This window comes from Mycobacterium sp. HUMS_12744610 (genome assembly GCF_041206865.1).
In the GTDB taxonomy this organism is placed as follows: Bacteria; Actinomycetota; Actinomycetes; order Mycobacteriales; family Mycobacteriaceae; genus Mycobacterium; species Mycobacterium servetii.
Map to the genome: position 1 here is coordinate 4313715 of NZ_JBGEDP010000001.1, position 23538 is coordinate 4337252.

General features: G+C 70.4%; 21 protein-coding genes, 2 tRNA genes and 1 pseudogene. 8 read left to right on the forward strand and 16 right to left on the reverse strand.

Annotation, left to right across the window (positions count from 1 at the left end; translation table 11 throughout):
- Positions 1-8: 8 nt before the first annotated feature.
- From AB8998_RS20730 to AB8998_RS20740, 3 genes are read right to left on the reverse strand one after another with little or no spacing between them, the layout of a single operon-like run.
- On the reverse strand, positions 9-728 hold the full coding sequence (locus AB8998_RS20730) for an HNH endonuclease family protein (protein WP_369739570.1): 720 nt from the start codon (positions 726-728) through the stop codon (positions 9-11).
- Positions 725-2959, reverse strand: a complete 2235-nt coding sequence (gene recG, locus AB8998_RS20735; protein WP_369739571.1) for an ATP-dependent DNA helicase RecG — start codon at positions 2957-2959, stop codon at positions 725-727. The genes AB8998_RS20730 and recG overlap by 4 nt, the downstream gene beginning before the upstream one ends.
- A gap of 2 nt (positions 2960-2961) precedes the next feature.
- Complete coding sequence (locus AB8998_RS20740) at positions 2962-4629, reverse strand: DAK2 domain-containing protein (protein ID WP_369741681.1); 1668 nt, start codon at positions 4627-4629, stop codon at positions 2962-2964.
- A gap of 329 nt (positions 4630-4958) precedes the next feature.
- On the opposite strand from AB8998_RS20740, the gene rpmB reads away from it, so the two are divergent.
- Complete coding sequence (gene rpmB / locus AB8998_RS20745; RefSeq protein ID WP_369739572.1) at positions 4959-5153, forward strand: 50S ribosomal protein L28; 195 nt, start codon at positions 4959-4961, stop codon at positions 5151-5153.
- Here the strand turns inward: rpmB and AB8998_RS20750 are convergent.
- The 3 genes from AB8998_RS20750 to AB8998_RS20760 are packed head-to-tail and all read right to left on the reverse strand — an operon-like array spanning position 5125 to position 7248.
- Positions 5125-5481 (reverse strand): nitroreductase family protein, encoded by a 357-nt coding sequence (locus tag AB8998_RS20750; protein WP_369739573.1) that lies wholly within the window; start codon positions 5479-5481, stop codon positions 5125-5127. The genes rpmB and AB8998_RS20750 overlap by 29 nt on opposite strands.
- Positions 5482-5537: 56 nt before the next feature.
- Positions 5538-6221, reverse strand: a complete 684-nt coding sequence (locus AB8998_RS20755) for a uracil-DNA glycosylase (protein WP_369739574.1) — start codon at positions 6219-6221, stop codon at positions 5538-5540.
- A 58-nt stretch (positions 6222-6279) separates the two neighbouring features.
- Positions 6280-7248, reverse strand: a complete 969-nt coding sequence (locus AB8998_RS20760) for a thiamine-phosphate kinase (protein ID WP_369739575.1) — start codon at positions 7246-7248, stop codon at positions 6280-6282.
- An 84-nt stretch (positions 7249-7332) separates the two neighbouring features.
- On the opposite strand from AB8998_RS20760, the gene AB8998_RS20765 reads away from it, so the two are divergent.
- On the forward strand, positions 7333-7914 hold the full coding sequence (locus AB8998_RS20765; RefSeq protein ID WP_369739576.1) for a DUF3515 domain-containing protein: 582 nt from the start codon (positions 7333-7335) through the stop codon (positions 7912-7914).
- On the opposite strand, the gene AB8998_RS20770 is transcribed toward AB8998_RS20765, so the two are convergent.
- Positions 7915-9042 (reverse strand): D-alanine--D-alanine ligase family protein, encoded by a 1128-nt coding sequence (locus AB8998_RS20770; RefSeq protein ID WP_369741682.1) that lies wholly within the window; start codon positions 9040-9042, stop codon positions 7915-7917. It abuts the gene before it with no gap.
- 62 nt (positions 9043-9104) lie between these two features.
- A complete protein-coding gene (locus AB8998_RS20775) occupies positions 9105-10133 on the reverse strand; it encodes an NAD(P)H-dependent glycerol-3-phosphate dehydrogenase (RefSeq protein ID WP_369739577.1) in 1029 nt (342 codons plus the stop codon).
- Positions 10134-10244: 111 nt separating this feature from the next.
- Here AB8998_RS20775 and cofC point away from each other — a divergent pair, with 111 nt between their 5' ends.
- The 3 genes from cofC to mutT1 all read left to right on the forward strand — a co-directional run bounded on the left by cofC (position 10245) and on the right by mutT1 (position 14179).
- Entirely contained in the window at positions 10245-10895 is a 651-nt protein-coding gene (gene cofC / locus AB8998_RS20780; RefSeq protein ID WP_369739578.1) for a 2-phospho-L-lactate guanylyltransferase, read from the forward strand.
- An 86-nt stretch (positions 10896-10981) separates the two neighbouring features.
- Positions 10982-13168, forward strand: coding sequence for an RNA degradosome polyphosphate kinase (locus tag AB8998_RS20785; protein ID WP_369739579.1), 2187 nt, complete (start codon positions 10982-10984; stop codon positions 13166-13168).
- A 72-nt stretch (positions 13169-13240) separates the two neighbouring features.
- The gene (gene mutT1, locus AB8998_RS20790; RefSeq protein WP_369739580.1) at positions 13241-14179 is read left to right on the forward strand and encodes an 8-oxo-(d)GTP phosphatase MutT1; all 939 of its coding nucleotides are present in this window, start codon (positions 13241-13243) and stop codon (positions 14177-14179) included.
- A gap of 57 nt (positions 14180-14236) precedes the next feature.
- On the opposite strand, the gene AB8998_RS20795 is transcribed toward mutT1, so the two are convergent.
- From AB8998_RS20795 to leuC, 3 genes are all read right to left on the reverse strand, one after another.
- Positions 14237-14896, reverse strand: coding sequence for an HU family DNA-binding protein (locus AB8998_RS20795; protein WP_369739581.1), 660 nt, complete (start codon positions 14894-14896; stop codon positions 14237-14239).
- 215 nt (positions 14897-15111) lie between these two features.
- Entirely contained in the window at positions 15112-15708 is a 597-nt protein-coding gene (leuD, locus tag AB8998_RS20800; protein ID WP_369739582.1) for a 3-isopropylmalate dehydratase small subunit, read from the reverse strand.
- A gap of 21 nt (positions 15709-15729) precedes the next feature.
- Positions 15730-17178 (reverse strand): 3-isopropylmalate dehydratase large subunit, encoded by a 1449-nt coding sequence (gene leuC, locus AB8998_RS20805; protein ID WP_369739583.1) that lies wholly within the window; start codon positions 17176-17178, stop codon positions 15730-15732.
- Between the two features lie 87 nt (positions 17179-17265).
- Here leuC and AB8998_RS20810 point away from each other — a divergent pair, with 87 nt between their 5' ends.
- Positions 17266-17967: an IclR family transcriptional regulator gene (locus AB8998_RS20810; protein ID WP_369739584.1), complete on the forward strand. Its 702-nt coding sequence runs from the start codon at positions 17266-17268 to the stop codon at positions 17965-17967.
- A gap of 59 nt (positions 17968-18026) precedes the next feature.
- Positions 18027-18541, forward strand: a pseudogene (locus AB8998_RS20815) (PPOX class F420-dependent oxidoreductase).
- A 17-nt stretch (positions 18542-18558) separates the two neighbouring features.
- Here AB8998_RS20815 and AB8998_RS20820 read toward each other — a convergent pair.
- The 4 genes from AB8998_RS20820 to AB8998_RS20835 all read right to left on the reverse strand — a co-directional run bounded on the left by AB8998_RS20820 (position 18559) and on the right by AB8998_RS20835 (position 21213).
- Positions 18559-18631 (reverse strand) — tRNA-Glu (locus tag AB8998_RS20820).
- A gap of 98 nt (positions 18632-18729) precedes the next feature.
- Positions 18730-18801: transfer RNA gene (locus AB8998_RS20825), tRNA-Gln, on the reverse strand.
- A gap of 148 nt (positions 18802-18949) precedes the next feature.
- Positions 18950-20410, reverse strand: a complete 1461-nt coding sequence (gene gltX, locus AB8998_RS20830; RefSeq protein ID WP_369739585.1) for a glutamate--tRNA ligase — start codon at positions 20408-20410, stop codon at positions 18950-18952.
- Positions 20407-21213 carry a fumarylacetoacetate hydrolase family protein gene (locus AB8998_RS20835; RefSeq protein WP_369739586.1) on the reverse strand — a complete coding sequence of 269 codons (807 nt, stop codon included), beginning with the start codon at positions 21211-21213 and terminating at the stop codon, positions 20407-20409. The genes gltX and AB8998_RS20835 overlap by 4 nt, the downstream gene beginning before the upstream one ends.
- Positions 21214-21318: 105 nt before the next feature.
- Here AB8998_RS20835 and AB8998_RS20840 point away from each other — a divergent pair, with 105 nt between their 5' ends.
- Complete coding sequence (locus AB8998_RS20840) at positions 21319-22620, forward strand: MFS transporter (RefSeq protein WP_369739587.1); 1302 nt, start codon at positions 21319-21321, stop codon at positions 22618-22620.
- On the opposite strand, the gene AB8998_RS20845 is transcribed toward AB8998_RS20840, so the two are convergent.
- The gene (locus tag AB8998_RS20845; protein WP_369739588.1) at positions 22523-23533 is read right to left on the reverse strand and encodes a 3-isopropylmalate dehydrogenase; all 1011 of its coding nucleotides are present in this window, start codon (positions 23531-23533) and stop codon (positions 22523-22525) included. The genes AB8998_RS20840 and AB8998_RS20845 overlap by 98 nt on opposite strands.
- Between the last annotated feature and the right edge of the window lie 5 nt (positions 23534-23538).

A 23538-nucleotide genomic window follows, 5' to 3' on the forward strand; every position in this document is an offset into this window, starting at 1 on the left:
CGCCTGCCTCAGCCCGCCGGGCAGGTGGCCGCGGCCTGCCTCAGAACGCCGGCGGAAGGTTCGTCGACCGGTAGCCGGTAGCCGCGCAGCACGGCGATGAACTGCATGGCGTACTGGCAGTCGAACGCGGTGTTCGGCGGCATCCAGCGCGCCGGCGGGGAATCGCCCTTGTCCTGGTTGGCCTGCCCGTCCACGGCCAGCAGGTTGGCCGGGTCGTTGGCGAAGCGCAACCGCTCCGGAAACGGCCAGGCGTAGGCCCCCATGTCCCACGCGTAGGCCAGCGGGACGATGTGGTCGATCTGCACCGACTCACCGGTGTGCGCGCCGCGCTGGAACGCGATGGTCTTGTCGGTGTACGGGTCATGCAGCGTTCCGGTGGCCACCGCGTCCGGGCAGCGCTTGATCGACACATAGGTCTTGTCGACGAGGTCGCGGTTGAGGATGTCGTCGCGGGTGTCGCACCCGTTGTGCCCGAGCGGGGCGTCGTTGTCGTCGTCCCACGCGTCGCCGAACGCCGCCCTGCGGTAGTCGTAGCGGTGCAGCCGCTGCGGCAGCACCGCGATGCCGGCGAGCACGTCGGTGCCGGGCGCCACCGTGGGCACGTCGGCGCGCGCGGCGACCTCGGCGCGCTGGGCCGCCTTCGAGCCCAGCGTCTGGTAGGCGACCACCAGGGCGAACACCGCGATCGCCGACAACCACAACAGCAGCTTGCGGTTGGGGCCCCTCACGACTTGTCCAGGTATTCGATGCGGTCGGTGTTGGTGAACGTGGCCGCCAGCAATTCCAGTCCGGCGTCCCCGGGGTCCTGCTCGTGGGCCCGGGCGCAGAACTCGCGCGCCGCCTCGATGACCTCGCGATGCTCGGCCAGGGAAAGCAGACGCAGGTTGATCGCGCGCCCGGACTGGTTGCGGCCCAACACATCTCCTTCCCGGCGCTCCTTGAGGTCGAGGTCGGCGAGGACGAAGCCGTCCAGGGTGCCGGCGACGGCGGTGAGCCGCTGGCCGGCCCGCGATTCCGGCGGCACCCAGCTGGCCAGCAGGCACAGGCTGTCGTGCTCGCCGCGGCCGATGCGACCCCGCAACTGGTGCAGCTGGCTGATCCCGAACCGGTCGGCGTCCATCACCAGCATGACGGTCGCGTTGGGTACGTCGACGCCCACCTCGATGACGGTGGTGCACACCAGGACGTCGATCTCGCGCGCACGGAAGGCCGCCATCACGGCGTCCTTCTCGTCGGCCGGCAGCCGTCCGTGCATCAGGCCCAGCCGCAGGGCGGCCAGCTCATGGGAACGCAACCGCGCGAACAGCCCCTCGGCGGTCGCCGAGGGGCGGGCGTCCTGCTCCTCTTTGCCGTCACTCTCGTCGATCCGCGGCGCCACCACGTAGGCCTGGCGGCCCTCGGCGACCTCCTCGGCGATGCGCTGCCAGGCACGCTCCAGCCACGCGGGCTTGTCCTTGACGAAGATCGCGTTGGTGGTGATGGGCCGGCGGCCCCGCGGAAGTTCGCGCAGCGTCGAGGTTTCCAGGTCGCCGTAGACGGTCAGTGCGACGGTCCGCGGGATCGGGGTGGCCGTCATCACCAGCAGGTGCGGCGTGATCCCGGGAACGGCCTTGGCGCGCAACTGGTCTCGCTGCTCGACGCCGAACCGGTGTTGCTCGTCGACCACCACCATGCCCAGGTTGTGGAACTCCACCGCGTCCTGCAGCAGCGCGTGGGTGCCGATGACGATCCCGGCCTCGCCGGACGCGACCTCGGCGCGGACGTGCTTCTTCTGCGCCGCCGTCATCGATCCGCTCAGCAACGCCACCCTGGTGGCTACCCCGTCGTCGCTGTCCTCCCCACCCAGCTGGCCCGCCATGCCCAACGGGCCCAGGACGTCGCGGATCGACCGGAGATGTTGGGCGGCAAGGACTTCCGTCGGTGCCAGCAGCGCGCACTGGTAGCCGGCGTCGACCAGTTGCAGCATCGCCAGCACGGCGACGATCGTCTTTCCCGAGCCCACCTCGCCCTGCAGCAGCCGATTCATCGGCCGGGTGGCCGACAGGTCCCGCGCGATCACGTCGAGCACGTCGCGCTGACCCGCCGTCAGCTCGAATGGCAGCCGCCGCAACAGTTCTGATGCCAGGCCATCGTCCCGCACCGGCGCCGGGGGCCCCGATTCCGCCAGCTTGCTGTGCCGGCGGCCGAGCAGTCCCCACTGCAGGCCGACGGCCTCGTCGAAGGTCAGGCGTTCGCGCGCCCGCCGGCGCTCCGGCTCGCTCTCGGCCAGGTGAATGTCGCGCAGCGCGCGGTCCTGCGAGACCAGGCCGTACTGGGCGAGCAGCGCCGCCGGCAGCGGATCGTCGACCGGGTCGAGGACGTCGAGCACCTGGCGCACGCAGCGGAAGATGTCCCAGCTCTGCACCTTGGTGGTTGCCGGGTAAATCGGGAAGAAGGCCCGCTCGAACGCCGACATCTGCACCTCGCCGGCGGTGGCCTGCGAGGCGATGGCGATGTTCTTGAGCGAGCTCGTGCCGCGGCTCTTGCCGTCCGGTGAGTCGAGGATGAGAAACGCCGGGTGCGTGAGCTGCATGACGTTCTTGTAGAACCCGACCTCCCCGGACAGCATCACCTTGGTGCCCTCGGTGAGGTCCTTCATCAGGTAGTTCGCGTTGAAGAACGTCGCGGTCACCTTGTTGCGGCCGGAGCCGAGCGTGATGCGCAGACACTTCTTCTTCGGGGTCTTGCGCATCGGGAACGACTCGGTCTGGGCGATCGTGTCGACGATCGTGATGTGCTCGCCGGCCTCCGGGCGTTGCTGACCGTCCCCGTCGGCGCCCCAGCGGGTCGCGCCCTCGGTGTAGCTGCGCGGATAGTGGCGCAGCAGGTCGTTGACGGTGCGGATGCCAAAGGCCTCTTCGAGTGGGTCGGCGGCCTTGGCGCCCAGGACGAAGGTCAGCGGTTCGCCGAGTGATGCCACGGTTACTCGACCCCGATGAGCAGCACGTCGCCGCGGTGGCCCGTGCGGTAGGTGACCAGCTCGGTGCCCGGGTGGTGGTCGTGCACGTGCCGCTGCAGTACGTCGCCGACGCCCGCGGAATCCTCGCCGGCCGTCGCGTGGTCTGGTTCCATGGCGGCGCCCACCAGCACCGTCACCAGGTCCCCACCCGAGGCCAGCAGCAGGTCGATCAGCCCGATCGCGGCCCCGGCCGCGTCGTCGGCCACGATCAGCACCTCGTCGCCCGCGATGCCCAGGCCGTCGCCCGGTTTGCAGCGGCCCGCCCACGTCAGCGCGCTCTCGGTCGCGATGCGCACCGAGCCGTGGCGGGCCGCCCCGGCGGCCCGCGCCATCGTGTAGCCGTCGTCGACGGCCTGCCTGCCGGTTTCGTGCACGGCCAGCGCGGCCAGCCCCTGCACCATCGACCCGGTCGGTATCGGCACCACGTCGATGCCCCAGCCGATGGCCGCAGTGCAGCCGGCCACCAGTTCCTCGACGGCCACGAGTCCGTTGGGCAGCACCATCACCTGCGCGGCGCCGGTGTCCACCACGGCCCGCATCAGCTGGTGGGCGCTGATGTGGCCGGGCAACTCGGTGCCGTCGGGGTCCGAACGCAGCACGCAGGCGCCCTCGCCGCCGAACAGCTCGGCGGCCCCGTCGCCGTCGACGACGGCCAACACCGCCCGTTCCCGCGTCCAGCTGCCCGCCGGCAATCCCGCGGCCCCCGAGCTCAGGGCTGACACGACGATCCGGCTGGGCCGCCCGGCGGCCAGCCCCGCCTCGATCGCGGCGCCGGCGTCGTCGGTGTGCACGTGCACCGAATAGCCGCCCTCCGTCGACGGCGCGGCCGCGATCGCCACGGAGTCGCCCAGTTCCTCGAGCCGGTCCCGCAGCACGTCCGCACCGGCGGCGGCGCAACCGTCCAGTCGGTACATCACCTCGAACTGCGGTGACGGCCGTTCGGCGGGGGCGTCGGGCTGCGGCGCGCGCGGCGACAGCTCGTACACCTCGCGGGCGGACGTCTGCCCGGTGACCGTCGACCGCAGCGCGTCCAGCAGCACCAGTAGGCCCCGGCCCCCGGCGTCGACGGCACCGGCGTCGGCCAGCACGTCGAGTTGCTCCGTCGTCTTCTCCAGCGCGACCACCGCCGCGTCGCCCGCGGCGGTCAGCGCCGCGGGCAGGCCGTCGTCGGCGCACGCCGCGACGGCGGCGGCGGCGGACCGCAACACCGAGACGATGGTCCCGGGCACCTCCTGGCCACCCATCGAGGCGATGACCAAGTCGACGCCGCGATGCAACGCCGCCCCGAGGACGGCGGCATCCAGCTCGGCCAGCTCCCCGCCGCAATCGGCGGCGCGGGCCGCGGCGACGTCGGCGACACCACGAAGAATCTGCGACAGGATCACCCCGGAATTGCCGCGGGCGCCGTTCAGCGCACCGGACGACAGGGCGGCCGCGACCCGGGCGACGCAGCCCGACCCGCCGGCCGCCGCGTTCGCCTCCGCGAGCGCGGAACGCATGGTGAACAGCATGTTCGCGCCGGTGTCGGAATCGGCGACGGGGTACACGTTGAGCCGGTTGATCTCGTCGATGTGGACGATCAGATCGCCGACGGCGGTGTGCGCCCAGTCCCGCAGGGCCGCCGCGTCCAGCGGACGATCCGGCCTGCCCTCGAGCGTGCCTTCCGAAGCGTTCACAGCGACCCACCTCCTCCCGCGCCGGCCTCCGTGCGCGCCAGCGTAGCCCGGCGACGACGCGCGCGGCCGCCCGCGAGCCAGCACCCGCCGGCGCGGGCGACCGGCCGGATCGAGCCTAGCCACCGGCGCCGACACCGCGCGTCGTAGGATTGCCGTCGGCGCCGATCGTTTTGGTGGTTGCCCACCGCAGTCGGTATCCTGGACCGACCAGGTTTTCCAGGAAGATCTGAGTTGCGCTGTCCCGGCCGGCTCGCCGGACCCCCGATGATTTGAGGAGCTTTGACATGGCTGCTGTGTGCGATATCTGCGGGAAGGGCCCCGGCTTCGGCAAGTCGGTGTCGCACTCCCACCGCCGCACCAGCCGCCGGTGGGACCCCAACGTCCAGACCGTGCACGTCGTCACCCGTCCCGGCGGCAACAAACAACGGCTGAACGCGTGCGCGTCCTGCATCAAGGCCGGCAAGGTCGCCCGGGGCTGACCCGGCCCTGACCTCGCCGCGGACGCCGAACATCGTCCGCGCAGCACGGCCACGCGCCGCGCCTCGCCGTCGTCGCGGGCGATTCCCATCGCGCCGTCGACCTGTGCGCCCAGTTCGCGGCGCAGGTGGGCGAACTCCGCCGGGAGTTCCGGGACGTTGGGCGCTTCGGAACGCGCCTTCTCCGGCATGGCCGCGACCAACCTGTCCCGACCCGCCCGGACGCGAACACCACCTGCCAGGGCTGCACGTTGGAGTTCGACGGCGCGAGCATCCCCAGTTCCAGCGACTCCTCGACCAGGCGTCGCGGCACGGGGTCGGCCAGGAACATCCGCGTCGACCGCCGCCGCCGGATGGTCTCGTCGAGGTCGTAGGTGTTCGTCGCGGTCAGGGCAACCGCCAGTCGATCGGATCGGCGCCCAGCTTGGTCAGCAGATCGTTGGCGCGGCTGAACGGGCGCGAGCCGAAGAACCCGCGGGACGCCGACAGCGGCGAGGGATGGGGCGACTCGATCGCCACGCAGTCGCCGTCGGCCAGCAACGGTTTCAGCGTCGACGCGTCGCGGCCCCACAAGATCGCCACGAGCGGCTGCGGACGTTCGACCAGGGCGCGGATCGCGCACTCCGTCACCACTTCCCACCCCTTGCCCCGATGCGACGCCGGGTTGCCCGGGCGCACGGTGAGCACCCTGTTGAGCAGCAACACACCGCGCTGCGCCCAGGGCGTCAGGTCGCCGCACGAGGGCTGCGGATGACCGAGGTCCGCGGTGTACTCGTCGAAGATGTTGGCCAGGCTGCGGGGCAGCGGGCGCACCTCCGGGGCCACCGAGAAGCTCAGCCCGACCGCGTGTCCGGGGGTCGGGTAAGGGTCCTGCCCCACGATGAGGACCCGCACGCTGTCGAAAGGAAAGTTGAAGGCGCGCAACACGTTCGGCCCCGCCGGTAGGTACCGGCGGCCCGCGGCGACCTCGGCCCGCAGAAATTGCCCCATCGCCGCCACCTGCTCGGCCACCGGCTCGAGGGCCTGCGCCCACCCCGGCTCGACAAGCTCGTGCATCGGCCGCGCGGTCACCGCCACCCCCTCGCCATCGCGTAGACGATCACCGCGCCACACTACTCACGTCGCCCGGCTAATCCTGAAACGACTGCCAGCCCGCGTACCTCCCCCACGGCGCGCCGTCGACGAGAACCCGGGGCGGGCCGTCGAGCACCCGCCCGATGACGCGCCATCCGGACGGCACCGGGCCGGCGAAACAGGCCGCCAGCGCGTGGTCTTCGCCGCCGCCGAACACCCACGACCACGCGTCGGCGCCCACCGCGGCGGCGGCCTCACTCAGCGGGTCGCGATCGGCGGCAAGCGCCGCGGTGGACACGTCGAGGCCCACCCCGGACGCCTCCGCGACGTGCCCGAGGTCGGCGACGAGCCCGTCGGAGACGTCGATCATCGCCTGCGCTCCGGCGCTCGCGGCCACGGCTCCCGCGCCGTAGGGCGGCCGGGGCACCAGGTGCCGGCGGCGCAGGTCGTCGAAGCCGTCGATCCCGTTGTGCCACAACGCGTATCCGGCGGCAGACCGGCCGAGGTCGCCCGCGACGGCCAGCACCGAACCGGGTTTCGCGCCGGACCGCAGCACCGGCGCGCGGCCGTCCAGGTCGCCCAGCACCGTCACTGACAGCACCCATTGCGGACAGCTGACCAGGTCACCGCCGACGATGCCGGCGCCGACCCGTACGGCCTCCTCCCACATCCCGTCGACCAGCGCGTCGGCGTCGGCCGCCGCCGTGTCGCCGGGCGCCCCGAACCCGACGAGGAACGCCGTCGCCCGCGCGCCCATCGCCTCGACGTCGGCGGCGTTCTGCGCGATCGCCTTGCGCCCGACGTCGTGGGGCTTCGACCAGTCCAGCCGGAAGTGCCGGTCCTGCACCAGCATGTCGGTGGACGCCAGCACCCGGCCGTCGGAGGCGGACACCATCGCCGCGTCGTCGCCGGGCCCGAGCAGCACGGTGCCGGGCTGCCGGCGCCCGCGCACCAACCGGTCGATCACGGCGAACTCGCCGAGCTGCCGCAGGGTCGGGGCGGTGCCGGCCGTGTCGTCGCCCACCACGCCTCCTGCGGCCTGCGGTAAGTTCGGTACCTGCCCGCGCGAGCGGACCGCGCCAGTGTACGAGAAGGAGGCACGGGGGCGTTGACGACCGACCCGGCCACCGATTCGGGCGACTCGGGACCGCCACGCGCGGTGATCGTCGCCGCGGTGGCGCTGGCCGTCGTGTCGATCGGGGTGGTGCTGGCCATCGCGGCGAACCGGGAGGGCCCGCCGCGACCGGTGTCCCTTCCGGCGATACCCGCGCCGCACGCCGACGATCCGGCGTGCCGGGCGCTGGAGCGCGCGCTGCCGCAACGGCTGGGCGAGTACCGGCGCGCGCCGCTGGCGCAGCCGGCACCCCACGGCGTGGCCGCCTGGCGCGCCGACCCCCGGGGCGAACCCGTGGTGCTGCGCTGCGGGCTGGACCGGCCCCCCGGCTTCGTGGTGGGGTCGCCGATCCAGGTCGTCGACCGCGTGCAGTGGTTCGAGACCGCCCCCTCGGCGCAATCCGCCGGTCCCGCAACGACTGACGCGGCGGTTTTCACGTGGTACACGGTCGACCGGCCGGTGTACGTCGCGCTGACGCTGCCGCCGGACTCGGGGCCGACGCCCATCCAGGAGCTCTCCGAGGTGATCGACCGGACCGTCGCGGCGGTGCCGATCGACCCGGCCCGCCCCGAATGATCAGCGCAGGCCCGTCCCCCGGGCCAGGGCCGTGTCGATCATGGTCGCCAGCAGGGTCGGGTAGTCCACGCCGCCGGCCCCCCACATCCTGGGGAACATCGAGATCGTGGTGAACCCCGGCATGGTATTGATCTCGTTGATCACCGGGCCGTCGTCCGTCAGGAAGAAGTCGACGCGGGCCAGGCCCTGGCAGTCGATGGCGCGAAACGCCCGGATCGCCAATTCGCGCACGGTGTCGGCGATGTCGTCGTCGACCTTGGCGGGCACGTCCAATTCGGCCGCGTCGTCGAGATATTTGGTCGCGAAGTCGTAGAACCCGTCCTCGCGGCCCCGCACGCCGGCCACCCGGATCTCCCCCAGCGTGCTGGCCCGCACGGTGCCGTCCGGCATCTCGAGCACACCGCACTCCAGCTCGCGCCCGTTGACCGCCGCCTCGACGATCACCTTCGGGTCGTGCCGGCGGGCGCCGGCGACGGCGGCGGGCAGCTCGTCCCAGCTCGAGACCCGGCTGACACCGATCGAGGACCCGCCGCGGGCGGGCTTGACGAAGACCGGCAGCCCGAGCCGCTCGCGTTCCTCGGGCCGCAAGGTCGAGCGCGACGGGCGCAGCACGACGTGCGCGCCGACGGGCAGCCCCTCGGCACTCAGCAGCTTCTTTGTGAACTCCTTGTCCATGCCGGCCGCGCTGGCCAGCACCCCGGCTCCGACGTAGGGCACACCGGCCAGTTCGAGCAGCCCCTGGATGGTGCCGTCCTCGCCGTAGGGACCGTGCAGCACCGGGAACACGACGTCGACCTCGCCGATGACCGACGCCAGGACCTCGCCGGTGCTCGCGGGCAGCGACACCAGCTGGCCGCTGCGCCGCGGATCGGCCGGCAGGGAGAGCTCGGTGCCCGATTCGGTGGTCACCTCCGGCAGCCGCCGGTCGGCGATCGCCAGCGAGTCCGGGTCGCCGTCGGTGAGCACCCAGGAGCCTTCCGGGGTGATGCCGATCGCGACCACGTCGAAACGCCGCCGGTCGAGATTGCGCAGGATGCTGCCCGCGGACACGCAGGAGATGGCGTGCTCGTTGCTGCGGCCACCGAAGACGACGGCGACGCGCACGCGGCCACCGGGTGGCGGGGCCACCGGCCGGTCAGAGGCATCCACAATATGGAGAGGCTACCGGCTGGGCGGCTCGCGGGTCGCCCTCACTCGGGCTTGGTGCTGCGGCCCAGCAGCAGGGCCACCGCGGCGTCCACCGACAGCCCCTTGTGACAGACCCGGTGCACGGCGTCGGTGAGCGGCATCTCGACGTCGTAGCTGGAGGCCAGCGCCAGGACCGATTCACACGACGTCACCCCCTCGACCACGGTGTCCCCCTCGCCGGCCCGCAGCGCCGATTGCACGGTCGCGCCGCGGCCCAGGCGTTCGCCGAACGAGCGGTTGCGCGAATACGGCGACGTGCACGTGGCCACCAGGTCGCCGACCCCGGCCAGCCCGGCCAGGGTCGCGCCCTTGGCGCCGAGCGCTATCCCCAGCCGCATGATCTCGGCCAGGCCGCGGGTGACGATCGCGGCCGCGGTGTTCTCGCCCAGCCCGACGCCGGCCGCCATCCCGCACGCGAGCGCGATGACGTTCTTGCAGGCGCCACCGATCTCGGTGCCGACCACGTCGCTGTTGGTGTAGGGGCGTAAGTACCCGCTGTTGAGCATCCGCTGCAGGGCCACCGCACGGCCGGAGTCGCTACAGGCCACCACCGTGGCCGCGGGCTGGCCCGCGGCGATCTCACCGGCCAGGTTCGGCCCGGAGATCACCGCGACCTGCGCCGGGTCCACACCGGTCACCGAGACGATGACCTGGCTCATCCGCATCAGGGTGCCCAACTCGATGCCCTTGGCCAGGCTGACCAGGGTGGCGCCGTCGGCCACCAGGGGCGCCCACCGCTCGAGGTTGGCCCGCATCGTCTGGGCAGGAACACCCAACAGCACCGTGGATGCACCCGCCAGCGCCTCGGACGCGTCGGCGGTGGCGCGGATGCCCGGCGGAAGCAACGTTGCGGGCAGGTAGTCCTGGTTGTACCGGGTGGCGTTGACCTGCTCGGCCACGTCGGCGCGCCGGGCCCACAGCTTGACCGCCGCCCCCGGTCCCCCGGCGTCGACGAGGACCTTGGCCAGCGCCGTGCCCCACGCGCCGGCGCCCATCACCGCGACCCCGCCGTCGCCCCCGGTACCGGCCATTGGCGCCCCTGTCTGTCGTCGCGACACCGAACCGTCGCCCGGCGCTCCACAGTAGCCGGGCGAGGGTGCCGGGCGGGACCGCCGGAGGCTGCGCCCTGGCAGGATGACCTCATGACCGGCACCGGGGGCGACTGCGGAGGCGACGTCGCGTTGATCATCGCGGTCAAGCGACTGGCCGCCGCCAAGACCAGGTTGGCCCCCGTGTTGTCGGCGCCGGCCCGCGAGAAGGTGGTGCTGGCCATGCTCGTGGACACCCTGACGGCCGCGGCCGCGGTGCCGGCGCTGGGTTCGATCACCGTCATCACGCCCGACGAGGTCGCCGGGGCCGCGGCGGCCGGGCTCGGCGCCGACGTGCTGGCCGACCCGACCCCCGACGGGCACGGCGACCCGCTGAACAACGCGATCGCCGCCGCCGAGCGGTCGGTGTCCGGCAGGTTCGCCAATACCGTTGTGCTGCAAGGAGATTTGCCCGCACTGCAGTCCCGGGAACTGGCGGAGGCGATCGCCGCCGCGCGCGGTTACCGCCGCAGCTTCGTCGCCGACCGGTTGGCGACGGGGACCTCCGCGCTGTGCGCGTTCGGAGCACCGCTCGACCCCCGGTTCGGCCCGGATTCCTCGGCGCGGCACCGTCGTTCGGGCGCGATCGAGTTGACGGGCGCGTGGCCGGGTCTGCGTTGCGACGTGGACACGCCGGCCGACCTGACGGCCGCGCGGCGCCTCGGGGTCGGGGCGGCGACCGCCCGGGCGGTCGCCCAGCAGTGATGCCGACCGCCCGGCGGACTCGCCCGTTCGATGAACTTCGCGCCAACGGCGGATGGATGTATGTCCGGCGCTAGCAGCACACGGGGGTGATGAGCAATGATCTCTTCGTGACCGATACCGAAGCCGAACCCCTTCCCGACGAGAGCGTATGGCATGCGGGTGACCCCGCCGTGTCGGCACCACCGGCGACCACCCAGGCGGCGACCACCGATCTGCCGGAAGACCGTTACCTCAACCGGGAACTCAGCTGGCTGGACTTCAATGCGCGCGTTCTCGCGCTGGCCGCCGACAGCTCCCTGCCCCTGCTGGAGCGGGCCAAATTCCTGGCGATCTTCGCCTCCAACCTCGACGAGTTCTACATGGTGCGGGTGGCGGGCCTCAAACGTCGCGACGAGATGGGGCTGTCGGTGCGCTCCGCCGACGGCCTGACACCGCGCGAGCAGTTGGCCGTCATCGGCGAGCAGACCCAGAAGATCGCCAGCCAGCACGCGCGGGTGTTCCTCGACTCGGTCCGGCCGGCCCTGGCCGCCGAGGGCATCCACATCGTCACGTGGGCCGATCTGGATCAGCCCGAACGCGGGCGGTTGTCCGCCTATTTCACCGAGCAGGTCTTCCCCGTTCTGACGCCGCTGGCCGTCGACCCCGCCCACCCGTTCCCGTTCGTCAGCGGCTTGAGCCTGAACCTGGCGGTCAGCGTGCGGCAACCCGAGGACGGCAGCCAGCACTTCGCCCGGGTGAAGGTGCCCAACAACGTCGACCGCTTCGTCGAACTCGACAGCCCCGAATGGGGAATCGACGGCCCGGACGTCGTGCGGTACCTGCCGATGGAGGAACTGATCGCGGCCTTCCTTCCGGAGCTCTTCCCCGGCATGGAGATCGTCGAGCATCACGCCTTCCGCATCACCCGCAACGCCGACATGGAGGTCGAGGAAGACCGCGACGAGGACCTGTTGCAGGCGATGGAGCGGGAACTGGCGCGCCGGCGCTTCGGTCCGCCGGTGCGCCTCGAGATCGCCGACGACATGACGGAGAGCATGCTCGAGTTGCTGCTGCGCGAACTCGACGTGCACCCCGGTGACGTCATCGAGGTGCCCGGTCTTCTCGACCTCTCGTCGTTGTGGCAGATCTACGGCCTGAACCGCCCGGGCCTCAAAGACGCGGCGTTCGTTCCCGATACGCATCCCGCCTTCGCCGACCGGGAAACGCCCAGGAGCATCTTCTCGACGCTGCGCGAAGGCGACGTGCTGGTGCACCACCCCTACGACTCGTTCTCCACCAGCGTGCAGCGCTTCATCGAGCAGGCCGCCGCCGACCCCGACGTGCTGGCGATCAAACAGACTCTGTACCGCACCTCGGGCGACTCGCCCATCGTCCGCGCGCTGATCGAGGCCGCCAAGGCCGGAAAGCAGGCGGTGGCACTGGTTGAGCTCAAAGCGCGCTTCGACGAGCAGGCCAACATCCGGTGGGCCCGCGAACTCGAGCAGGCGGGCGTACACGTGGTGTACGGGCTGATCGGGCTCAAGACGCACTGCAAGACCTGCCTGGTGGTGCGGCGCGAGGGTTCGGCGATCCGGCGCTACTGCCACATCGGGACGGGCAACTACAACAGCAAGACGGCGCGGTTGTACGAGGACATCGGGCTGCTGACGGCGGCCCCCGACATCGGCGCGGACCTGACCGACTTGTTCAACTCGCTGACCGGTTATTCGCGTAAGTTGTCCTACCGCAACCTTTTGGTGGCTCCCCACGGAATTCGCACCGGCATCATCGAACGCGTCGACCGCGAGATCGCCGCGCACCAGGAGCGTGGTGGCGGGCGGATTCGGATAAAGATGAACGCACTCGTCGACGAGCAGGTCATCGATGCGCTCTACCGCGCGTCGCAGGCCGGGGTGCGGGTCGAGATAGTGGTACGCGGCATCTGCGCCCTGCGCCCCGGCGCGGAAGGCTTCTCCGAGAACATCGTCGTCCGTTCGATCCTCGGCCGCTTCCTCGAGCATTCGCGGATCATCCATTTCCGCAACATCAACGAGTTCTGGATCGGCAGCGCCGACATGATGCACCGCAACCTCGACAGGCGCGTCGAGGTGCTGGCTCAGGTCAAGGACCCCAAGCTCACCCCGCAGCTGAACGACCTGTTCGAGTCCGCTCTGGATCCGTCCACTCGCTGCTGGGAGTTGCGCGCCGACGGCCAATGGACGGCGATGCCGCACGACGGCCACACGGTTCGCGACCACCAGGAGTGGCTGATGGAGCGGCACCGGAGCTCCTGAGGCCGTGTGGTAGCTTTCCAGGTCACACCGGGGGGCGACCACGCCCAGCCGAATTGACCTGCAGGAGCGAAGTTGCCGACCCAGACCCCGCCCGCCGATCGGCGCCCGGGGAGCCGGATCGTCTACGCAGCGGGCGCGGTGCTGTGGCGGCCCTGTGCGTCGGGCCCGGGCGTCGAGATCGCCGTCATCCACCGCCCCCGCTACGACGACTGGTCGCTGCCCAAGGGCAAAGTCGACCCCGGTGAGACGGCGCCGGTGGCCGCGGTGCGGGAAGTGTGCGAGGAGACCGGTCACCACGCCGTTCTCGGCCGGCGGCTCACCTCGGTGAGTTACCCCATCTCCCAAGGCACCAAGAAGGTGTACTACTGGGCGGCACGCAGCACCGGCGGCGAGTTCGCGCCGGGCAAGGAGGTCGACGAGCTGATCTGGCTGCCGGCCGCCGACGCCATCGCCAGGGTGAGCTACCCACACGACCGGAAAGTGTTGCGCCGCTTCGCCAAGGACCCGGCAGACACCCACACGGTGCTCGTGGTCCGGCACGGCACCGCGGGCAGCAAATCACGTTTCGCCGGCGATGACGCCCTGCGGCCGCTCGACAAGCGGGGCAGGGCCCAGGCCGAGGCGCTGGTCCCGCAACTGATGGCTTTCGGCGCCACGGACGTCTACGCGGCCGACCGGGTGCGCTGCCACCAGACGGTGGAACCGCTTGCGGCCGAACTCGGCGTGCCCATCCACTCCGAGACCGCCCTGACCGAGGAGTCCTACGCCGCGGACCGGGATCGCGGCCGCGAGCGCGTCCTGCAGATCGCCGCGCAACCGGGGACCCCTGTCATCTGCACCCAGGGCAAGGTGATTCCCGATCTGATCGCCTGGTGGTGCGAACGCGATGGCCTCAAGCCCGACAAGGCGCGCAACCACAAGGGCAGCACCTGGGTGCTGTCGCTGTCGGACGGACGGCTGACGGCGGCCGACCACATCGGCGGCGCGCTGGCCGCCAACGTGCGCGCCTGAGACGCGAATACCCTTCGGGGGCATCGCTGCCCCCGAAGGGTTTCCGCTGTGGACTGCCTACTTGCGGCCGCGCCGCGACGTTGCCGCGGCCTTCTTGACCGGAGCCTTGGTCGCCGCGGCCTTCTTGACCGGAGCCTTGGTCGCCGCGGCCTTCTTGACCGGAGCCTTGGTCGCCGCGGCCTTCTTGACCGGAGCCTTGGTCGCCGCGGCCTTCTTGACCGGAGCCTTGGTCGCGGCCTTCTTCGCCGCCGGGGCCTTGGTCGCGGCGGCCTTCTTGACCGGAGCCTTGGTCGCGGCCTTCTTCGCCGCCGGGGCCTTGGTCGCGGCGGTCTTCTTGGCGGCCGTCTTGCGGGCCGGGGCCTTCTTCGCCGCCGCCTTCTTGGCCGCACCCGCGGCTACGACACCGCGCTTGACGGCGGGACCCTCCGCCGGGAGGCGCTGCGCCCCAGAGACAACCGCTTTGAACTGGGCACCGGGCCGGAATGCCGGGACGGACGTGGGCTTCACCTTCACCGTCTCGCCGGTACGCGGATTGCGGGCAACCCGCGCCGCGCGCCGACGCTGTTCGAAAACACCGAACCCGGTGATGGTGACGCTGTCGCCCTTGTGCACCGCACGCACGATGGTGTCGACGACATTCTCGACGGCGGCGGTGGCCTGCCGACGGTCCGAGCCCATTTTCTCTGTGAGCACGTCAATGAGCTCTGCTTTGTTCATCCATACCCTCCGAAGCCGTTGGTCCTCGTTTTCGGGAACCGACTAGTGGACACGGTAAACCTTCACCGGGCAAATTTCCAAGAGCCACGCGCAATTTCAGGGCCTGCCGAGCGTCAATTTCGCAATCCGGTTGCCGCCCTTGACTCGTGGGGCACCCCCGAAATCGGCTTGGCCGCCGCGGTCGACGGGGCCCGAATTCGGCGCCCGGCACGGCCTCATCGGGTGGGCGAAATGCGCGGCTTCCACTCGGGGCGGGTGGCCTCGAAGGTCTCGATCTCGTCGAGTTTCCGCAGCGTAAGGGCTATATCGTCGAGTCCCTCGAGCAGTCGCCAGGCAGTGTGATCGTCAATCTTGAACGGCAGCACCGCCGTTCCAGCGATGATATTTCGATCTTGAAGATTGGCAGTGATTTCCAGCCCCGGGCTCTGCTCGATGAGCTTCCAGAGCAGTTCGACGCCGTCCTGGGAAACTTCTGCCGCCAAGAGGCCCGACTTGCCCGCGTTGCCCCGGAAAATGTCGCCGAAGCGCGAGGAGATGACGACCCGGAATCCGTAGTCCATGAGTGCCCACACCGCATGCTCGCGCGACGAGCCCGTCCCGAAATCGGGTCCGGCGACCAGAACTGAGCCCCGGTCGAAGGGGCTGAGGTTCAGCACGAAAGAGGGATCCGAGCGCCACGTGGCGAACAACCCGTCCTCGAAGCCGGTTCGGGTGACACGCTTCAAAAAGACCGCCGGAATGATTTGGTCGGTGTCGACGTTGGAGCGCCGCAACGGCACGCCGATACCGGTATGGGTGCGAAAGGCTTCCATGCTCGTCCCCTTGTCAGTCGTTCAGTTCAGGTCCGCTGGCGCGGACAATCTTCCGCGAACCGCCGTGGCCGCGGCCACGGCCGGCGAAACCAGATGTGTGCGGCCGCCCTTGCCCTGCCGGCCTTCGAAGTTGCGGTTGGACGTCGCCGCGCACCGCTCCCCCGGCGCGAGCTGATCCGGGTTCATTCCCAGGCACATCGAGCACCCGGCCTGCCGCCATTCCGCCCCCGCTGTGGTGAAAATCTCATTCAGCCCTTCGGCTTCTGCCTGTGCGCGGACCCGCATCGAGCCGGGCACGACGAGCATCCGAACCCCCCGGGCAATCTTGCGGCCGCGCAGCACGTCGGCCACCGCACGCAGATCTTCGATACGGCCGTTGGTGCACGACCCGACGAACACCGCATCGACCGCGATGTCGCGCATGGGAGTGCCCGGTTGAAGGTCCATGTACGCCAAGGCTTTCTCGGCGGCACGCCGATCGCCCTCGTCGGCCAGCTGCTCGGGATCCGGGACGGTAGCGGCCAACGGCACCCCCTGGCCGGGATTGGTTCCCCAAGTGACGAACGGGCTCAACGACGTTGCATCGAGGTGTACCTCGGTGTCGAAGACGGCGCCGGGGTCCGTGCGCAGCTGCTGCCAGTACCGCATCGCGGCGTCCCAGTCCGCACCGGTCGGCGCGTGCGGCCGGCCGCGCAGGAACTCGTAGGTGGTGTCGTCCGGCGCCACCATCCCCGCCCGGGCTCCGGCCTCGATGCTCATGTTGCAGATCGTCATCCTGCCCTCCATGGACAGCGATTCGATCGCGCTGCCACGGTATTCGATGACGTGGCCCTGCCCGCCGCCCGTGCCGATCTCGGCGATCAGCGCCAGGATGACGTCTTTTGCGGCCACGCCGTGGGGCAGCCGACCATCCACGTTGACCGCCATCGTCTTGAACGGACGCAACGGCAGCGTCTGGGTGGCCAGGACGTGCTCGACCTCCGAGGTGCCGATGCCCATGGCCAGCGCCCCGAACGCGCCGTGGGTGGAGGTGTGGCTGTCGCCACAGACGACCGTCATTCCCGGTTGCGTCAGCCCCAACTGGGGCCCGACGACGTGCACGATGCCCTGCTCGATGTCGCCCATCGGGTAGAGACGGACCCCGAATTCCTCGCAGTTGCGCCGCAATGTCTCGACCTGGGTGCGCGACACCGGATCGGCGATCGGCTTGTCGATGTCGACGGTGGGCACGTTGTGGTCCTCGGTGGCCAGCGTCAGGTCGGGCCGGCGCACCGGGCGGCCGGCCAGGCGCAGGCCGTCGAAGGCCTGGGGACTGGTCACCTCGTGCACCAGATGCAGGTCGATGTAGATCAGGTCGGGCGCCCCGCCTTGTTCTGGACCGCCACCGGATACCACAACGTGGTCGTCCCAAACCTTTTCGGCCAGGGTGCGCGGCGTGCCCGCGTGAGCCGCCTTGATCTGTGATTCCATCTCGCCCTCGTCTCGATTCGCCTCGTCCGCGCCCCGCCGCCCGATCCGGGCTGGTGATCTCACTATACGAGACGCTAATATCTCTTCGTGAGACAGCATAGCGGCATCGGCGTCCTCGACAAAGCGGTGGGCGTCCTGCACACCCTTGCCGAATCGCCATGCGGGTTAGCAGAACTCTGCGAGCGCACCGGCCTGCCCCGGGCCACCGCGTACCGGCTGGCGGCTGCCCTCGAAGTGCACCGCCTTGTGGCACGCGACGACGACGGGCGCTGGTGCCTGGGACCCGCGGTCAGCGAACTGGCGACCCGCGTGCACGATCCCCTGCTGGCCGCCGGCGCGGCCGTGCTCCCCGAACTGCGCGAGACCACCGGCGAAAGCGTCCAGCTGTACCGCCGCGAGGGCACCTCGCGCGTCTGCGTGGCCGCTCTGGAACCGGCTGCCGGCCTTCGCGATACGGTCCCGGTCGGGGCGCGGTTGCCGATGACGGCGGGATCGGGGGCCAAAGTTCTACTAGCCCATAGCGACGCGGCGACCCAGAAGTCCGTTCTGCCGATGGCGAAATTCACCGACCGGACACTGGCCGAGGTGCGCCGGCGCGGCTGGGCGCAGAGCGTCGCCGAGCGGGAGCCGGGGGTGGCCAGCGTGTCGGCTCCAGTGCGCGACGGCCGCGGGGTCGTCGTCGCCGCGATATCGGTGTCCGGGCCGATCGACCGGATCGGGCGGCGCCCCGGGGTGCGCTGGGCCGCCGACCTGCTGGCGGCCGCCGAGGCGATGACCCGTCGGCTCTGAATCGCCGAGTGCGGACTCGCAGCGGGTTGCGCGGGCGGCGCCTGCCAGACTGACTACCCATGGGAACCAATCAGCGCGCGAGCATCGTCATGTCCGAGGACGAGATCGCCGACTTCGTCGTCAAGAGCCGCACCGGCACGCTGGCCACCGTCGGCTCCGACGGCCAGCCGCACCTGACCGCCATGTGGTACGCCGTCGTCGACGGCGAGATCTGGCTGGAGACCAAAGCCAAGTCGCAGAAGGCGGTCAACCTACGGCGGGATCCGCGGGTCAGCTTCCTGATCGAGGACGGGCACCCTACGACACCCTGCGCGGCGTCTCCTTCGAGGGTGTGGCGGAGATCATCGACGACCCCGAGGTCTCCCACCGCGTGGGGGTCAGCGTGTGGGAGCGCTACACCGGCCCCTACACCGACGAGATGAAGCCGTTCGTCGAGCAGATGATGAACAAGCGGGTGTGCGTGCGCGTCGTCCCCCGCCGCGCCCGCTCGTGGGACCACCGCAAGCTCGGCCTGCCGCACATGCCGGTGGGCGGTTCCACCGCACCGGCCGTGCTGGGATCGGCCGGCGAGTGACCGGTGAACGGTTTTTGTAGCCCCGATGGGATTCGAACCCACGCTACCGCCGTGAGAGGGCGGCGTCCTAGGCCGCTAGACGACGGGGCCAGAACCGATCCGAGCTGCCAGCATAGCTCACCCGGCTAAGCCCACCTAATCGCTTGCGGTGAGCAGGTTTTGCTCGCATCTTCTGCTGGCATCTTTTGCTGGGGTACCAGGACTCGAACCTAGAATGGCTGAACCAGAATCAGCTGTGTTGCCAATTACACCATACCCCACTGTCGGCCTGAAACCGCTGGTCGGAGCGATCACGGGCGGCGCAAGCCACCCCGCGGAACCGCCGTTGCCAGCTGTTGTCGGCCTTTGTGAACCGCAGTGCAGACTACCAAAGACTTCGGGCGCATTCCGCACGCCCGTCGTTCCTACCTATCCGGTGCGCGCGCCCCGCAGGCGCAGCAGGCTGCGGTCGCGGCCGAGCAGCTCCAGCGACTCGAACAGCGGCGGGCTGACCGTCGCTCCGGTGGCGGCCACCCGGATCGGGCCGAACGCCTTGCGCGGTTTGAGCCCCAGCCCCTCGATGAGCGCGCCTTTGAGCGCGTCCTCGATGTGCGTCGCCGTCCACTCCGGCACCCCGTCCAGCGCGGCCAGGGCCGCGTCCAGCACCGCGTCGGCGTCCGGGCCGAGCTCTTTGGCGGCGGCCTTGGGGTCGAGGGCGTATTCGTCGTCGTTGAAAAACTTCAGCAGCTCCCAGGCGTCGCCGAGGACCACGATGCGGGTCTGCACCAGCCGGGCCGCCGCGGCGAAACCGGCGTCGTCCAGGCCGGTGCGACGGCCGTGCGCGCCGAAGTAGTCGCGCAGCCGGGCGGTGAAGTCGTCGGGGTCGAGCATCCGGATGTGCTCGGCGTTCAGCGCGTCGGCCTTCTTCTGGTCGAAACGGGCCGGGTTGGAGTTGACGTCGACGACGTCGAACGCGGCGACCATCTCCTCGAGGCTGAACAGGTCGTGGTCGTCGGCGATCGCCCAGCCGAGCAGCGCCAGGTAGTTCAGCAGCCCCTCGGGGATGAAACCCCGCTCCCGGTGGGTGAACAGGTTCGACTCCGGGTCACGCTTGGAGAGCTTCTTGGTCCCCTCCCCCAACACGGTTGGCAGGTGCGCGAATTCCGGGGTCCGCTCGGCGACGCCGATGCGGATCAGCGCCCGATAGAGCGCGAGCTGACGGGGCGTCGAGGGCAGCAGGTCCTCCCCCCGCAGCACATGGGTGATCTTCATCAGCGCGTCGTCGCACGGGTTGACCAAGGTGTACAAGGGATCTCCGCTGGCGCGGGTCAGCGCGAAATCGGGCACGCTGCCCGCCGCGAAGGCGGTGGGCCCACGCACCAGGTCGTGCCAGCGCAGGTCCTCGTCGGGCATCCGCAGGCGCACCACGGGCTTACGGCCCTCGGCCAGGAACGCCGAGCGCTGCGCGTCGCTCAGCTGCCGGTCGAAATTGTCGTAGCCGAGCTTGGGGTTGCGGCCGGCGGCGATGTGCCGCGCCTCGACCTCCTCCGGCGTGGAGAAGGCGTAATAGGCCTCACCAGCTTCGAGCAACCGGGCCACCACGTCGCGGTAGATGTCCTTGCGCTGCGACTGCCGGTAGGGCCCGTAGGGGCCGCCGACCTCGGGCCCCTCGTCCCAGTCGAGGCCGAGCCAGCGCAGCGCGTCGAGCAGCGCCAGATAGCTCTCCTCGGTGTCGCGCTGGGCGTCGGTGTCCTCGATGCGAAACACGAAGGTGCCGCCGGTGTGTCGGGCATAGGCCCAGTTGAACAGGGCGGTGCGGACCATCCCGACATGCGGGGTGCCGGTGGGCGACGGGCAGAACCGGACGCGGACGTTGGTGGTGGAGGTCACGACTTTCCTTTGCGGACTACGGGATTGCTCAGCGTGCCGATTCCCTCGATGGTGACCGAGACGGTGTCGCCGTCCTCGATGGGACCCACACCCGCGGGCGTCCCGGTGAGGATCAGGTCGCCGGGCAGCAACGTCATCACGGCCGAGATCCATTCCACGGTGGCGCCGATGTCATGGATCATCAGCGAGGTTCGGCTGTGTTGCTTGGTCTCCCCGTTGACCTCGGTGCGCAGTTCGAGGTCGGCCGGGTCCAGCGGTGTGAGATCGGTGACGATCCAGGGCCCGATCGGGCAGAAGGTGTCGTGCCCCTTGGCCCGGGTCCACTGGCCGTCGGCCTGCTGCTGGTCGCGCGCCGAGACGTCGTTTCCGATGGTGTAGCCGAGAATGTTCTCGGCGGCCTTGGCGGCCGGGACGTCCTTGCAGGCCCGGCCGATGACCACCGCCAACTCGCCCTCGAAGTGCACCGGTGATGCGTTGGCCGGCAGGCGAATCGGCACGTTCGGTCCGATGATCGCCGTGCTGGGCTTGAGAAAGATCACCGGGTTTGCCGGCGCGGGGCCGGTCATGTTGCTCATCTCCGCGACGTGGTCGGCGTAGTTCTTGCCGACGCAGACCACCTTGCTGGCCAGGATCGGCGCCAGCAGCCGGACGTCGGCCAGCGGCCACGACCGGCCGGTGAAGGTCGGCGTGCCGAACGGGTGCTCGGCGATCTCGCGGACAATCATTCCGGCGGGGTCGTCGGGGTCACCCTCGATGCTGACGAAGGCGACGCCGTCGGGGCTGGCGATTCGACCAAGGCGCATTCGCTTGAGCCTAGTGACGATCGCGAGCGCGGCGCAGCCGGGCGTGGCGCGCCCTCGGGCCTGCGCTTTCGGAGACGTCCCAGCCGCGTGTGTAACCATGGGCAGATGCCGACCGAGCCGGGGTCTACGGGCCAACTCAGTGCAGGCGCCCGATGGTCGATCATGGCCATTTCTCTGGGGGTGACGGCGAGTTCGTTCCTGTTCATCAACGGCATCGCCTTTTTGATCCCGTCGCTGCAGGCTGCCTATGGGATCCCGCTGACCGAGGCGAGTCTGCTGTCGTCGATGCCCAGCTGGGGCATGGTCGTCACGCTGGTGCTCTGGGGCTACGTGCTGGACCGCGTCGGCGAGCGCATCGTGCTGACCGCGGGTTCGGCGCTGACGGCGCTGGCGGGTTATTCCGCGGCGTCGGTTCATTCGATGTTCTTGACCGGCATGTACCTGTTCCTCGGCGGCATGGCCGCCGCGAGCTGCAACAGCGCCGGCGGACGGCTGGTGTCCGCGTGGTTCCCGCCGCACCAGCGCGGCCTGGCCATGGGCATCCGCCAAACCGCTCAGCCGCTGGGAATCGCCTTGGGCGCGATGGTGATTCCCGAGCTCGCCGAACACGGCCCGCGATCGGGCCTGATGTTCCCGGCCTTCGCGTGCACGATGGCTGCGGTGGCCGCGGCCATCGGGATCGTCGACCCGCCGCGAAAGTCCCGGCAGGCGGCCACCGATCAGGAGTTGGTCAGCCCCTACCGGGGGTCGCTGATGCTGCCGCGCATCCACGCGGTGGCCGGTCTGCTGATGATGCCGCAGACGGTCACCGTGACGTTCATGCTGGTGTGGCTGATCAACAACCTGCACTGGTCCATCGCGGGCGCCGGCGCCATGGTCACCGTCTCGCAGCTCCTGGGCGCCGCGGGCCGCATCATGGTGGGCCGCTGGTCGGACCGGATCGGCTCACGGATGCGGCCGGTCCGCATCATCGCCGGTGCGGCCGCGGTGACCCTGTTCCTGCTCACGTGGGCCGATCACCTGAACTCGGCCTACCAGGTGCCGCTCATGATCGCCATCTCGGTGCTCGCGGTGCTCGACAACGGGCTGGAGGCGACCGCGATCACCGAGTTCGCCGGGCCGTTCTGGAGCGGCCGCGCCCTGGGCATCCAGAACACCACGCAGCGGCTGATGGCGGCCGCCGCGCCACCGATGTTCGGTGCGCTGATCACGGCGTCGAAGTATCCCGTCGCCTGGGCCCTGTGTGGCGTGTTCCCGTTGCTGGCGGTGCCGTTGGTGCCTGTACGCCTCCTCCCGCCCGGGCTGGAGCCTAGAGCGCGGCGGCAATCCGTTCGCCGACTTCGCCGGTGGAGCGCCGTTCGTTCCCGCGGGTCGACAGATAGGCCGCGACGGCCCGATCGACTCTGAGGGCAGCGTCGTTCTCCCCCAGGTGGGCCAGCAGCAGCGCCACCGACATGATCGCCGCGGTCGGGTCCGCGATCCCCTGCCCGGCGATGTCCGGCGCGCTACCGTGCACGGGCTCGAACATCGACGGGTTGGCGCGGGTGGCGTCGATGTTTCCGCTGGCCGCCAGGCCGATTCCGCCGCACACCGCCGCGGCCAGGTCGGTGATGATGTCGCCGAACAGGTTGTCGGTGACGATCACGTCGAAGCGCCCCGGATCGGTGACCAGGAAGATGGTGGCGGCGTCGACGTGTAGATAGGCCACCTCCACGTCGGGGTATTCCGCGCCGACCTCGGCCACGATCCGCGACCACAACTTGCCGGCGAACGCCAGCACGTTGGTCTTGTGCACCAGCGTGAGGTGCTTGCGCCGCCGCCGGGCGCGTTCGAACGCGTCGACGACGACGCGACGCACCCCGAACGCGGTGTTCAGGCTCACCTCGGTGGCCACCTCGTGGGGCGTTCCGGCGCGGATCGCGCCGCCGGTGCCGGTGTAGGGCCCCTCGGTTCCCTCGCGCACCACCACGAAATCGATCTGCGGGTTTCCGGCGAGCGGGCTGCGCACGCCCGGAAAGAGCCGGGACGGCCGCAGGTTGACGTGGTGGTCGAGCTCGAAGCGCATGCGCAGCAACAGCCCCCGCTCCAGCACGCCGCTGGGCACCGACGGGTCGCCGATCGCCCCGAGCAGGATGGCGTCGTGCTGGCGCAGTTCGGCCAGCACCGATTCCGGCAGCAGTTCGCCGGTGGCGTGATAACGCCGGGCACCCAGGTCGTAGTCGGTCTTCTGCACGCCGGGCAGGACCGCGTCGAGCACCTTGACCGCCTCGTCCACCACCTCGGGACCGATCCCGTCGCCGGCGATGACGGCGAGCTTCATGCGCG

Bases quoted from the DNA above. Each gene is read 5' to 3' on its own strand.
- AB8998_RS20750 (WP_369739573.1), bottom strand. From the start codon at position 5,481: ATGTTCCTGGCCGACCCCGTGCCGCGACGCCTGGTCGAGGAGTCGCTG.
- rpmB (WP_369739572.1), top strand. From the start codon at position 4,959: ATGGCTGCTGTGTGCGATATCTGCGGGAAGGGCCCCGGCTTCGGCAAG.
- AB8998_RS20775 (WP_369739577.1), bottom strand. From the start codon at position 10,133: ATGGCCGGTACCGGGGGCGACGGCGGGGTCGCGGTGATGGGCGCCGGC.
- leuC (WP_369739583.1), bottom strand. From the start codon at position 17,178: ATGGAATCACAGATCAAGGCGGCTCACGCGGGCACGCCGCGCACCCTG.
- cofC (WP_369739578.1), top strand. From the start codon at position 10,245: ATGACCGGCACCGGGGGCGACTGCGGAGGCGACGTCGCGTTGATCATC.
- AB8998_RS20840 (WP_369739587.1), top strand. From the start codon at position 21,319: ATGCCGACCGAGCCGGGGTCTACGGGCCAACTCAGTGCAGGCGCCCGA.
- AB8998_RS20845 (WP_369739588.1), bottom strand. From the start codon at position 23,533: ATGAAGCTCGCCGTCATCGCCGGCGACGGGATCGGTCCCGAGGTGGTG.
- leuD (WP_369739582.1), bottom strand. From the start codon at position 15,708: ATGGAAGCCTTTCGCACCCATACCGGTATCGGCGTGCCGTTGCGGCGC.
- AB8998_RS20835 (WP_369739586.1), bottom strand. From the start codon at position 21,213: ATGCGCCTTGGTCGAATCGCCAGCCCCGACGGCGTCGCCTTCGTCAGC.
- AB8998_RS20795 (WP_369739581.1), bottom strand. From the start codon at position 14,896: ATGAACAAAGCAGAGCTCATTGACGTGCTCACAGAGAAAATGGGCTCG.